10 protein-coding genes are annotated in these 12,631 nt (G+C 38.2%); 5 read left to right on the forward strand and 5 right to left on the reverse strand.

The window, feature by feature from the left end; genetic code table 11:
• Positions 1-31 precede the first annotated feature (31 nt).
• Positions 32-1,147 carry a FecR family protein gene (locus OQ267_RS11405; protein WP_265836018.1) on the reverse strand — a complete coding sequence of 372 codons (1,116 nt, stop codon included), beginning with the start codon at positions 1,145-1,147 and terminating at the stop codon, positions 32-34.
• 142 nt (positions 1,148-1,289) lie between these two features.
• Between OQ267_RS11405 and OQ267_RS11410 the strand changes: the two genes are divergently transcribed.
• Positions 1,290-1,904 carry an RNA polymerase sigma-70 factor gene (locus OQ267_RS11410; RefSeq protein WP_265836019.1) on the forward strand — a complete coding sequence of 205 codons (615 nt, stop codon included), beginning with the start codon at positions 1,290-1,292 and terminating at the stop codon, positions 1,902-1,904.
• A gap of 74 nt (positions 1,905-1,978) precedes the next feature.
• Here OQ267_RS11410 and OQ267_RS11415 read toward each other — a convergent pair whose 3' ends face one another.
• Positions 1,979-2,233: a hypothetical protein gene (locus OQ267_RS11415; protein WP_265836020.1), complete on the reverse strand. Its 255-nt coding sequence runs from the start codon at positions 2,231-2,233 to the stop codon at positions 1,979-1,981.
• A gap of 199 nt (positions 2,234-2,432) precedes the next feature.
• Here OQ267_RS11415 and OQ267_RS11420 point away from each other — a divergent pair, with 199 nt between their 5' ends.
• Positions 2,433-3,470 carry a hypothetical protein gene (locus tag OQ267_RS11420; protein WP_265836021.1) on the forward strand — a complete coding sequence of 346 codons (1,038 nt, stop codon included), beginning with the start codon at positions 2,433-2,435 and terminating at the stop codon, positions 3,468-3,470.
• Between the two features lie 169 nt (positions 3,471-3,639).
• On the opposite strand, the gene OQ267_RS11425 is transcribed toward OQ267_RS11420, so the two are convergent.
• Together OQ267_RS11425 and OQ267_RS11430 are read right to left on the reverse strand one after the other, a co-directional pair.
• A complete protein-coding gene (locus OQ267_RS11425; RefSeq protein WP_265836022.1) occupies positions 3,640-4,506 on the reverse strand; it encodes a DUF5694 domain-containing protein in 867 nt (288 codons plus the stop codon).
• 325 nt (positions 4,507-4,831) lie between these two features.
• Positions 4,832-6,820, reverse strand: a complete 1,989-nt coding sequence (locus OQ267_RS11430; protein ID WP_265836023.1) for a sensor histidine kinase — start codon at positions 6,818-6,820, stop codon at positions 4,832-4,834.
• Positions 6,821-7,471: 651 nt separating this feature from the next.
• Between OQ267_RS11430 and bla the strand changes: the two genes are divergently transcribed.
• The gene (bla, locus tag OQ267_RS11435) at positions 7,472-8,398 is read left to right on the forward strand and encodes a class A beta-lactamase, subclass A2 (protein ID WP_265836024.1); all 927 of its coding nucleotides are present in this window, start codon (positions 7,472-7,474) and stop codon (positions 8,396-8,398) included.
• A gap of 593 nt (positions 8,399-8,991) precedes the next feature.
• Here the strand turns inward: bla and OQ267_RS11440 are convergent.
• On the reverse strand, positions 8,992-10,926 hold the full coding sequence (locus OQ267_RS11440; protein WP_265836025.1) for a family 43 glycosylhydrolase: 1,935 nt from the start codon (positions 10,924-10,926) through the stop codon (positions 8,992-8,994).
• Between the two features lie 442 nt (positions 10,927-11,368).
• Between OQ267_RS11440 and OQ267_RS11445 the strand changes: the two genes are divergently transcribed.
• Complete coding sequence (locus tag OQ267_RS11445; RefSeq protein WP_265836026.1) at positions 11,369-11,575, forward strand: hypothetical protein; 207 nt, start codon at positions 11,369-11,371, stop codon at positions 11,573-11,575.
• Positions 11,576-11,996: 421 nt separating this feature from the next.
• Positions 11,997-12,578, forward strand: a complete 582-nt coding sequence (locus tag OQ267_RS11450; RefSeq protein ID WP_265836027.1) for an RNA polymerase sigma factor — start codon at positions 11,997-11,999, stop codon at positions 12,576-12,578.
• Positions 12,579-12,631: the final 53 nt, after the last annotated feature.

The following is a 12,631-nucleotide window of genomic DNA, read 5'->3' on the forward strand; positions in this document are numbered from 1 at the left end:
TGGTTAATCCCTTTGGTCAAAGAAAGATTGGTTAGTTGCTTACGATTACCCTCCTTCCTTCAATCTTAAATTTCACTGTTCCGGTTAAACTCAGTACTTTCAGTACCTCATCAATATTTTTAAATCTGGATACCGAACCTGTATAAGAAAGTTTATTGGTGGTTTGCATGTCTATATCTACATTGTACCATCTGGAAATTTTGTGCATTATAGTGCCCAAGCTTTCATCATTGAAAACAAAATATCCATTTTTCCAAGCCAGGTCTCCCTCTACATCGGCATTTGAAACCATCAAACCATCTTTGCTGAACAGCCCTTGTTGACCAAGAATTAGGTAAACAGACTGCCCTGCTGCAGACATGATTACCCTGCCCTCTACCAGTGTGGTGCGAACAACGGGCTCATCCTTATAGGCCATAACGTTAAAATGGGTGCCGAGCACTTTTACGCTAACCCCATTTGCTTTTACGAAAAACGGTTTTTGCTTATTCTTGGCGATTTCAAAATATCCTTCTCCATCCAGATCTACTTCTCTTTTATCGCCCACAAACCTGTTCGGGAATTTAAGTTTGGTTTCTGCATTTAGCCATACTTTTGACCCATCTGGCAATATCAGGCTATACTGCCCGCCGCGTGGAGTGGAAACGGTGTTGTAAACCAGCTCCTCGCTAATGGTTTCGCCTACCTGGTAAGATAGTAGCCCGTCGCTATCTTTTCTAACCTGGGTGCCATTTTCTGAAGCAATTTCTCCGTTCCCGGCATTGTTTAGGATAATGGTTCTTCCATCACCGAGTGTTAAAACTGCCTTGTTCGAGCCTGGATAAATGGGTTTAACCTCCTTGGCTAAGGATAAAGCTGGAGCTTGTTGTATAGAGTGAAGGGAATACATTAAGCCGGCAAATAAAAGCAGGACTATTGATGCTGCAACCGAAATCCGCCAATACAGTGGTCGTGTTTTGGTCCGCTCTTTATCTTGAATCGCTAATTTCAATCTTGAGTAGAGCAGCTCAACCTTTTCTGGCGATATTTCCTCAGGCGCTGCCAAACTAAAATCATCAGAATAATCCTGGAGTGCCTCTATTTCTTCTGGAGTGCAATTTCCTTTCAGGTATTTTTCATAAAGCGAGAGGTATTCAGTTTTGGTCATGCTTGGTTGTTTTATTGTATAGAGGAAAAAAACATACCGTACACACATTGTTTCAAAAATTTTTTATTGCCATTCTTCTGATTATTAATAAATTAACAATGAGTTAACAAAGCCTTTACTTCGGTAAGTGAAATTTGCAAAAATGAAACTAGTCATCCCCGATGCCAACGAAGAAGTACTCTGGAACGCCATAAAAAATGGGAGTGAATCAGCATTTAAAGTCGTTTTTGATCGCTATTTGCCCGTACTTTTGGCTACTGCACGGCGCTATGTTAAGGATGAGGCTACCTGCGAAAATCTGGTTCAGGATATTTTCCTAAACATCTGGCTCAGGAGAGAGAGTTTAGACATTAAAGATTTTAAAAGTTATTTTACGGCTTCCATGCGCTATCAGGTTTATAAGGAGCTACAAACCAAAAATGCAAAAAATCGTGTTTTTTATACAGATGAAAGTTTAGAGAATACTCAGGCTCATCAGGCAAATGAAGCGGAGGAAAGTTTTAATGTTTCAGAGCTGAAAAAACAAATCAACAGTTATATTCAGTTATTGCCGAAAAGATGCCGTGAAATATTCTTGTTAAGCCGGAAAGAACATTTAAGCAACAGTGAAATCGCATCTATGCTTAGCATTTCAAAAAGAAGTGTAGAAAATCAAATTACAAGTGCGCTGAAATACCTCAGATCCAATATTAAAGATTATGTGCCGGTCAACTCAACGATCGTGATCTCTGTCATTCTGCTCCTGACCAGAGATTAAGTTCCAGCTAAGAAGGCTGTGATTTCCTTAACCTGGCCAAAAGCATTTGTTGGATGCAATTACATTAATTTTAACTACAAATAGGGATTTTTAGGGATATATACTAAATGGTAGCCATTTATCTTTAGCTCTTCAAGTTTTGCATTATCAGGAACCTGCTTAAAAACGATTGCCGAAAGCACCTGACCGGGAAATATTTTTAAGCCGACCAAAATATCCAATAGCTTCTTCTTGATTTTTATTAATAAAAACCTGCTGTTTATATTATCGGTTTTTACATCAGCAGCGCCTTGAAAATAGAAGTTAGGATTGATCTTTTTAAATGCCACTAACGGGAGATTTAACCCCGCCGCGAACTTTTCGAATTCTCTTTCAGATACTTTATATACAAAATTACCCACAGGTTCGTAAGAGAAGCGGTTTTTCCAAATCTTATTAACCCAGCTTTCAAAAGCAGACAGGGCGAATAATGTAGCCTTAAACTATAGTTCATCGCCTCGTACTTATAAGACACAAAAAAACGCAGGCATGAGTAATAAGCTGGGTTTGAATATTGCAAATTCTACCATTAAGCAGTCCCCTGTTGATAAAGCGATGCCGAACGATAATTACAGAGGCTCAAAAAGAAAGGTTTCAACAACAACTGAACAGAGGGCAAACGAAGTTTATGTCAGAGACAAGGGTTTATCAGAGCAAACCTTAACCAGTAAAGAAAAGAATTATGCTTCAGGAAACGGTAAAAAGACGACTGATTTATCAAATGCTGACCATACCACAATTAGCCAAGATATACCTTCACCTGAAAAAGACCTGAACAAACAGGTTAAAAAGAATACAGAAGTTTATATCAAGAGCGTTAAACAAGATAAGCCGGTGAAAGCAAAAGGCAATTCGATTTTTAATGCGCTTTTTAATGGTAGATCACCCTTTGATAGTAAGAACTCAAATGGGTTAAAGCTTGATTACGGAACTGGCTTCAATTACGGCGTAAAAGCAGGATATAATGTCAACAACCTCGCCAGCAATATTTATTTTGGAGCATATGCCTCATTTGACATTATTAACAACCGCTGGTACTTAAGCCCCGGATTTACGATTAACGCTGCGAGGACGGTATCGGGCAGTTATTTCCATCCCAGTTACTTCCGCCCCGATTCCTTGCCTCCATTTGGCATAATTGACTCTCGGAAAATTTATGTAGTGGATGTTCCTTTTAATATAGGATACAGGCTGTCAAAAACTTTTAGTATTAAAGTTGGCCCGGTATTGAGCATTCCATTTAAGCAAACAGCAATCTTCAGCAAGGTGGGCTACGCCCCGGTTCCGTTAGATACCATGCAGCATACTAAAGCCATCCAGGCAGCATTGGCTCAAACGGTTCTTAAAACCGGATTTAACTTAGGAATTTCAGCAGGTATTGGTGTTCAGATAAGACGGTTTAACATCGAAGCCACATACCAGCAAAGTCTAATGCCTTATAAAGTAAGTTCTGAACTGGGAAGTTATAAGTTCAATTCCCATTCTTTAATGATTGGAATTGGATTTCAACTAAATAAAGGCCGCTAAACTATTCCTGGCACACATTTCCGGCATTACACCTTCGACCGCTGAGGTCTCACCAATACTTCAGAAGTCATTTTTATTGTTCAACTGTCCAAAACATTTAAAGTTAAAAAGAAACTTTAAAGGGTTAAGATTTTGAAAGGATATAAGAAAAACAGTCTGTTAAGCATATTCATTTTAGCTTATTAAACTCAATCCATTGATATTCTGGTGAACTTTCCAGCAATTGCCTGAGAATCGAGGCATGTCCGTTTCCGAATATCACCAGGATTCTGTCCTGAGCGCTTTCAGTAATATTCTGAAGATTTCTGAATATGCGTAAATTCCTGCTGTACCAATTAATGGCGAGTGCATCTGCCCCTCTTTTATCGTCTAGCCTGAAATCCCCTACCAGATAAGACCCGTATCCAACCTGATGATAAATTCTTGAATTGATATGCTTAAAGAATGCTAAAAGGCTCATTTTAATGCGTAATTTATCCTCACTTGCGTAAAAGCGCCCGTACATTTTAGTGTACTTATCGTCACTTTTATAATCATAATCTTTAAATAATGCTTTAACATAATCCGGGTTTACCTGCCTTAATTCCGAAACCATAGAATCATCATCGATTGAATAAATTGTATCTAGTTTCATTTCAGCAGCAATACGCATCCCAAGCTGGTACCTTTCATCCCGTTCTAAGCGATGTGCCCCTGCTTTATATTCTCTAAACTTTTTTGTCGCCTGCCAATCAGGCCCCGCTTCAATCGCAATTTTTGTAGGATTAAATTTTTTGATATAATTTACCAGATCTGTAAGTTCTTTTTGTCTGGAAGCAGAAAGCACATCTATTTTATCGTTTTCTGTTATCACATGAGCATCTAATCCCGGATAATGGAAATGGAAAGACCCGACAAACAGCACCTTTGACCGATCTTTTGGAAAGAATGATTCTGGTGATGGAACCTCTTTAGTTTGCTGCGCGGATATCGCTGTAGCATAAAAAAGAAGAAGAATAACTAAGAGAAATGAATGTTTTAACAACGTATTGTTCATGTGATTTTTTGAGTTTGTGCATAAGACACACAATCATTTTATTATGTTGCACATGGTTCCTTTTTTTTCGCAAATGTCATGGCATTAATGCTTAGCCAATAGAATCAGGAAGGTGAAAGTTGAAAGCCGAACCCTTACCCAATTCACTGTCTACCTTAATCTAACGTGATGATTAGGGATAGTTTCAAAGCACTAACCGCCCTGTAATGAGGCATCTTATGCTTCTCTGACATACACAAGCGATTTATGAACTATTGTAAAAAGCCAAAATTTAGCTTTGTCAAGGTTTGAATGATATTTTATCAGTACCCACTTATCCATGGACTTATGTACAGATATTCACTTCTATATTAATGCTGGTTCCCTTTCCATCAGAGGACATGATCTCAAATTTGCCGTTTAAATAGGCTACCCTTGCTTTGATATTGGTCATGCCCATTCCTGTTTTTTCATTCAGGCATTCGGGATCAAAGCCCACACCATCATCCTCAATGGTGATCATAAAACTATCATCATACCGGCTGCATTGCAATAACACATTTTTCGCCCTGGCATGCCTGACCACATTATTTAATAATTCCTGTACGATGCGGTAAATAGTCACCTGCTTGTCCACAGGGATATTGTCCGTCAGGCCGATGCATTGGAAATCAATATTTAAATTATCTGAGATAAAAGATTCACATAAATCTTTCAAAGAAACTTTAAGGCCTAACTGGAGTAAGGATGCCGGCATCATATTGCCGGCTATAGCTCTCAATTCAGTAATGGCGCTATCAAGCCTGCTGGTAATTAAACCGAGCTCCTGGTCATCTTCCGAATGCGATTTCGCTGCATATCCGGAAAGGTTTATTTTAACAGCGGAAAGCATGCCGCCCAATCCGTCGTGTAAGTCGCGTGCCACCCTTTTACGTTCTTCATCCTGACCATGGATCATAGCCCGTGTAAGTTTAACCTGATGCTGCTGATCTATGTACTTCAGCTCCTGCTGATAATTCAATTCTTTTAGTTTCCTGTTCTTTTGAAAAAAGAAATAACCGGCAACCAGTATAATTGTGAGAAACAAACTTACCGTGCCCAGCAGCCAGTTCATTAAAAGCCTGTTTTTAGCTTCAAGGTTCACTTTTTCATTGGCGGCAGTAAGGTCAGAAATCCGCTTTCTGTTTTCTGCACTCCTGAATTTTGCTTCAAGTGCGTTGATTTCTTCATTGCGCTTACTTTGGTAGAGGCTGTCAGTTATCTTTAACTGGCGATCCAGCCATTGATAGGCAGTTTTTACATTACCTAAACTTAGATTGTTCCTGGCCTGCTCCTTAAAAATAGCCTTACGGTTATTAGCGGAAGACATAAAATCGCTGTCTTTCATTACACTATCCAATATAAACTGGGCAGCTTTATAATCTTTAAGATAGGTTAATGAAGCATATTTTTGAAGCAACAGCGAATTTACCATATAAGTTTGTTTGAGTGCCCTTGCCGCGGCAATCCCCATATCGTAACTATTCAATGCAGCCTTGAATTGACGCTGGCCGTGGTAGTAGTTTCCTTCAGAGAAATAATAATCGGCTAGTAAATTTGATTTGGGATAATGGATTAAAATAGCTTTTGCCTTATCCAGCATCGCCTTTGACTGAGGAAATTTCCTCAAATAGTTATAATTCAAAGCCGCAGAAACATATGCATTAAGTAACACCGGTGAATTAGCGGATTTATCTTTTGCGATTTTAATAGCCAGATTATAATAGGTTTCCGCTTTATTGCGTTCTCGGATATTCGTAAAAACCATGGCCAGCTGTGAATAAAAATTTGCAAGTTTAAGTTTATCGCCGCTTTTTTCTGTCAGGGGAATGGTCTTGTTGAGCGTGATATCCACCATCCCCTTTATATTATCCTTTCTTTGTTCAATGATAGCGGTATTATGCAAGGCACGTGCCCGGAAGAGATACGCTTCCTTATCAGAATAGACGGAAAGCAGTTTGTCACAAGTTAGTGCAGCGAGCCGGCTTCTTTCCATATCCAGTTCAAGGTATACAATGGATTCATAGAAATAGGAGACCGCCCGCAGGTAGGGATACCTTTTTCCAAGTGCGCTGCCCTTGTTTAGGCATAGTTTTGATTTTTTAACCTGATTAATAGTAATGTAATAGTAGGACAAAAGAAAATATGTCCTGGCCTTTATGCTGTCAGATGTGTTTAATTTCAGACTGTTATTCAGGCTGTCAGCATAGGATTTCTGATCCAGCGGCACCTGCGCCTTAGACCACATCGCACATGACAGCAAAACAAAAAGAACAAGTGTATATTTTCTGTTCATTATATTATTTGAGCTAATTCAACAGGCCTAAATTATCAAATAATATTTAGCGTACCGTATCCTAATTTTCAATTCCGACCCGTTTTTAATGATAGGTTCATTTTATTGCCCTAAATTGTAATTTAAGCTGATATTGAATATTGTAAATAACTCAAGTACTCACATTCCTGACAGAACTGCGGGTCAATGGTGGATATTCCAAAGCTATCGGTCAACTTATTTTAGAATAGTATACAATTGATTCTTAGACTCTTTGACCATATGGATCTATTGGTTAATCAATTGCAGTTTTCTAAATAGGAGCAAACAAATCGAGTTACAGTTTTTCAAAGTAAACCGGCGAGCTAAAGTTTTGTATGAATGATTGGGATTCAGTATGACCATTCAGACCGAGTTACATTATCAAATGTCCATCTCCTATTCTGCTTGACTATCATTGAAGCGGTCGGCTCTAGTATTATAAATATCGAACAAGGAGATACCCTAAGCGTCGTTCGTATCAATTCCAAAGCCATTCCATAACAATTACCTATTTTTAAGGTTTCCCATATACTAGTTTTTCGGTATTTTTTAAATTCAGCTACAAAACCATCAAACAGTTTAGATCATCATTAAAGAATTTGCCTTATAATTGTTCATATTAAATTTTATATGTTAAATAAAATAATCGAAGGCCAATCTAAGTTCCGAATAATATTGCTATGCTTTTTAATTCTCTTAACTTATCAAGCTTCTGCCCAAAACTTAGATACTTTGAAGCATAGTATCAATAAAATTCTGGCATCTAAAAAAGCTGTTGTTGGCATATCTATTATCGGAAATGATGGTAAAGACACGCTCTCTTTAAACGGAGACAGGCACTTTCCCTTACAGAGTGTATTCAAATTTCATATTGCTTTAGCTACGCTATCGAAGATAGATAAAAGGCAATTTTCCTTGAGTCAAAAAGTTCGTATCACAAAAAACGAGTTATTACCTAATCTTTGGAGCCCGTTAAGAGATGAAAATCCAAATGGAGGCATGTTTCAAATTTCAACATTAATACAATATGCTGTTTCTCAAAGCGATAATGTTGCATGTGATGCTTTATTAAGATTAATTGGTGGGCCCAAAGTGGTAGAAGAATACATCAAAAATAACAATATTAAAGATATAGCCATAAAATTAAATGAAGAGGATATACAAAAAAAGTGGGTTCTGATGTTCGAAAACTGGACAACACCTAAGGCTGCGAGTGAGGTATTGAAGAAATTTTATAATAATAAAAATAAGCTGCTTTCTGAAAAAAGTTATGGTTTTATTTGGAAGATAATGAAAGAAACTCAAACAGGAGAAGAAAGAATAAGGGGGCAGCTTCCTAAAAACGCTATAGTTGCTCACAAAACGGGTTCATCTGGCACAAACAAAGAAGGTATAACAGAAGCAGTTAATGATATTGGAATCGTATTCTTACCCAACGGAAAATATTTTATTATCAGTGCTTTTGTTAGTAGATCCAAAGAAAGTAATGAAACTAATGAAAAAATAATTGCTGAGATAACTAAAGTTACTTATGATTATTATAAAGGAACGCAGTGATATCAAATGTAATTGAAGAAAAGCAAGATTACGTAAGTTGATACTAGCTAATGGCCTAGACTGGAAAAGAGTAACTGTAATTACTATCTAAAGGAAAAATAAAATTAACCAATCGAATTACTGTTCATAAACCTTTGCGCTTACGGTTTCCATAGTTTTCTTTTTAGCCCGCAAAATTCCCGTTACGGTTTTGCGTTGAGTTTTAAAAAAACAATGTAAAACCCTACTTTAAAGAGGGCTATAAAGCAAGATTGCTGACGGTAACCAGCATTAGAAAAACAAAACCGTCACCAAATTTCTTCGTTTGACGGTTTTTATAGTGGGCGAGCCTGGCTCAAGCCAGCGACCAAAGAGATTCTGAGTCTACCATAAATAACTGATGTATGCAATTACGAATTTTTCCGCTATCTGTTTGAGACAAATTTTTCATGCTTTTTACATCTTTTTTTGTCTTTGGAGAACCCCAAACATTTTCAAAGTTGCCCGATATAAAGAGCTTATTTTCAATTTTTAGCTCAACGATTATGAGTCTTCTAGCCTAACCGATCTATTAAGAGGCTAAATGTATACAAGTCTCATTTTATTAAAACGCGTCAATTGGTTCCTTCAGAAGTCATCGAAATTCTCTTAATAGTTCCGTCAGGATTATATCTTAAGCGATCGATGCAAATAGAGCGGCTAAAGCTTCCTCCATTGGTTTGAATCGCTCCGTTATGATAAATAAAATACCATTGATCCTTAAATTTAACTATAGACTGGTGATTGGTATTACTGTTTCCCGCTATTTCATTGATTATCCCTTTGTAGCTATATTGTCCATCGATCGAATCGCTTGTCGCATAAGCTATCTTCTCGGGAAAACCCTTTGCGTAGGACAGGTAATATTTACCATTGTTTACATGAATCCACGGAGCTTCCGTATATTCAAAGCCCTTCGTGTTTAGTTGCTTCACCTCACCGTCTATTTCAATCATATTTTCTTTCAATTTAGCATAATAGCATTCGCTATTTCCCCAGAAAATCCAGGAATGTCCATCATTGTCCGTAATAACCGTAGGATCGATGCAGGCCCATGCATGAGTGGATGAAAAACAATCTTTATTTACCAATAATGGTTTTCCCAACGCATCCTTATATGGACCTTCAGGTCTGTCAGCGACCGCAACGCCTATACCCGACCAGTTCGTACTGATGTACCAATAATATTTGCCAGCTTTTTCTATCACCTGACCAGCGTAAGCATCGCCGCTTTTTGCCCAGCTAAAATCCGTGATTTTTAAGGGCACGGGGTATTCAGTCCAGTTCTTCAAATCTGTAGAGGAATACACCAGCCAATCTTTCATTTTGTATCCCGTTTGTCCGCCGGCATAATCATGTCCCGCAAAAAGCCATAGTGTATCACCCATAACTAAAGCCGAGGGATCGGCCGTGAATTCATGTTTGATAACGGGATTGCCCGAAGAGGTAAAATTATAGCGATCGCCGGGCTTAACCGGGCGCAACAGGTTTTCAGGAACCCCTCCCCAAACCGACTGTAAGGCACGTGCTTCATTGCGGGTAATACTAATCACACTGCCATGCCGGGGATTGAAGTTCTTGGTAAATTTCTCAGGCTTTGAGCTGAAATGAATAAGATCGGTGCTGCGCTGAAATTCGTAACGAAGATCAGCATAAAGGTCATACATAAGAACATATTCTTTAGAATTATTCAGTTTGAATACACTAGATCCCTCAACGACAATCTTTTGTTCAGAATAGGCATCCAGGTATTTAAAATCTTCTTTCCAAGGCCCCCAAAGTGACTTGCTGGTCGCTTTCTGTATTCCATTGCTGATCTCCTTTCCCGAACTATCTTTTGTATTACCTTTAAAGAACATGTTATAGGTACCATCTTTATAGACGATATCTCCGTCTATAGCACCATATTTTGAGCTAAACATTAATTTTGGTTCTTTTTCGAAACCTGAAAAATCCTTGTTGGCATAGGCACCATAAAAATCTAATCTGTTATCATTGTTAAACCGAACAGTAAAATAGACCAGGTATTTTTTAACTTGAGGGTCATAGATGGTTTGAGGGGCCCAAACCCATTTAACACCACCAAACTTCGCTGGATAGCTTTTGGCCAGGTCGACTACGCTATGTTTCCAGTTGATTAAGTCTTTGGAATGCAGCATAACTATTCCCGGATTGCTTCCCCATCCATCTTTAAAAGTGTACATATCTGTTGCCGTGATATAATATGCATTTGGCTCTTCTCCACGCAATATGTGCGGATCGCGAATACCGCCGGTAGCTGATATTTTTTCGGAAGCGATAATTGGTTTGTTGCCATTCAGGGCGAACCAGTTAACTGCATCTGAACTTACAGCAAAACGTAGCTGCTCCTGAATATTTTTTTCCCCGGACCCTTCAAAATACGCAAAAAGATAACCATCAAAATCCGATAGTCTTTTTTGCTGGCCGACACTTGTGTATGAATTAAGAACAAACAATATAAATGCGAAGAAAAAAGAATTCTTACTCATAATTAATTGATTAATAGTGTTATTGACGAATATTTTATTTAAATCTGTTGATTAATTGTATTGTTTAAAAACTAAAAGTTGTTCAGTCCGAACCTCAAATTTCATTTTTATCACATTAATCACGTTGAGTATATTTGGTAGATTCAAATGTAAATAATAAACGTCATAATAACGATTATAAAATTTATTTCTCTTTTCGATTTAAGCGCTCTTGGCTAAAATGAGTTCCGGCCCTTTAGTATTAATCCTCGCGGAGCAATCACACTGACCGCCTAGTTTTTTCACCAGGCTGATAGTTTGCTGAAATATATATTGACCCGCACGGGGTTAGGTTGCTACTGAGATAATGAATGTTAACGGGATCAGGCCCTTGTTGTTCTGGATGTATATTGGTTGTCTGCGCTTGAGAAATTTGATCTTAAATGTTTTGCATAATTGCTATATGAATTCTTTTAATTCTATTTCTAAATCCACGCAAACGGAATCAGTGATTCCCGCCTCGAAGATCGCTATGCTCTCCTCATTCGAATTTGTGGGAATTGTGGCTGATAGTTCCGATGTAAAGATTAAGCAAAAGATGTTACACGCGGAAATTCAAAATGATATTGATGCGATTAGAAGAGAGGTACAGGCCACCTCTACTTATTGAGCAATTAACACCGGAAGATGTCCAGGAAAATAAATCAGAATAAAGAGCGATATGGGGCTGGTATGGTGCCGAAGAAGAAAAGCAAAAACAAAATACGAGGTTCATTACCCCGGAAAAATCAATTAGGCAAAAATATTTTGGCGTCCTCTCCAAATAGCTATGAACACGATCAGATACCAGATGATCGGGGTATTTTTATAGCTGTGTAGCGCTTTTGGATCACGGATACTTCCGGTGAATAGCCATTAAGTTTCCATAAACTGGCAATGTAGAAGGATTTATCGCTTTAGGGATGTTACTTTTTATGTATTTCGTAGCTCTTAAACTGCTTATATTCCGGCATTTTAATTAATATTGTGAAAAGAATTTAGTGAATTGGCTACAATAAAATCTGTTAATGTGCCAAGTTGGGAGTTGAAGTATGAATAGGTTAAGTGAACTAACGGATGATCAGTTATTACCCTTATTAAAGGGTGGCGACGAGCGTGCGCTACGTTTGATCTATTACAAATACTGGAAAGTCCTTTACAATGAGTGTTGCCGCCGCCTGAATGATCCGCAGCAAAGTGAAGAGCTGGTACAGGATATATTAGCTGACTTGTGGGAGAGCAGGGCGGACCGTGAAATTATCAACCTGGAGGCATATTTAAATACCGCCGTCAAATATGCCGTTTACCGGCAATACCGCAAAAAAAAGATAATGCCCTTTTTTGAGGAGCCATTGGAACATCTCCTTTACGAAAATAATGGTGCCGATTCCGCATTGTTTCTGAAAGAATTAAATCTGTTCGTAGCGCAGTGGCTGGCGGCACAGCCAGAAAAACGCAGGGAAATTTTCATAAGGCGTTACATGGAGGAAGAGTCAACAGAAAAGATCAGTCAGGAAATGGGCGTCCCTCAAAAAACGGTACAAAATATACTGCGCAATACCGAAGTAGCCTTAAAGACGGACATCAACAAGTTTCTCGCATTACTACCTTTGCTTATACATAGTCTGAAATAAAAAAAATCACTTTGGTTGGGAGTTTCTGAAAAATAAGACACTGTATTTAGAAA

Origin of the sequence: Pedobacter sp. MR22-3 (assembly GCF_026240075.1) — a bacterium.
Lineage (GTDB): Bacteria > Bacteroidota > Bacteroidia > Sphingobacteriales > Sphingobacteriaceae > Pedobacter.

Coding starts and splice junctions, on each gene's coding strand:
- OQ267_RS11425 (WP_265836022.1), bottom strand. CDS start 4,506: ATGAACAATACGTTGTTAAAACATTCATTTCTCTTAGTTATTCTTCTT.
- bla (WP_265836024.1), top strand. CDS start 7,472: ATGTTAAATAAAATAATCGAAGGCCAATCTAAGTTCCGAATAATATTG.
- OQ267_RS11410 (WP_265836019.1), top strand. CDS start 1,290: ATGAAACTAGTCATCCCCGATGCCAACGAAGAAGTACTCTGGAACGCC.
- OQ267_RS11430 (WP_265836023.1), bottom strand. CDS start 6,820: ATGAACAGAAAATATACACTTGTTCTTTTTGTTTTGCTGTCATGTGCG.
- OQ267_RS11450 (WP_265836027.1), top strand. CDS start 11,997: ATGAATAGGTTAAGTGAACTAACGGATGATCAGTTATTACCCTTATTA.
- OQ267_RS11440 (WP_265836025.1), bottom strand. CDS start 10,926: ATGAGTAAGAATTCTTTTTTCTTCGCATTTATATTGTTTGTTCTTAAT.
- OQ267_RS11445 (WP_265836026.1), top strand. CDS start 11,369: ATGAATTCTTTTAATTCTATTTCTAAATCCACGCAAACGGAATCAGTG.
- OQ267_RS11405 (WP_265836018.1), bottom strand. CDS start 1,147: ATGACCAAAACTGAATACCTCTCGCTTTATGAAAAATACCTGAAAGGA.
- OQ267_RS11420 (WP_265836021.1), top strand. CDS start 2,433: ATGAGTAATAAGCTGGGTTTGAATATTGCAAATTCTACCATTAAGCAG.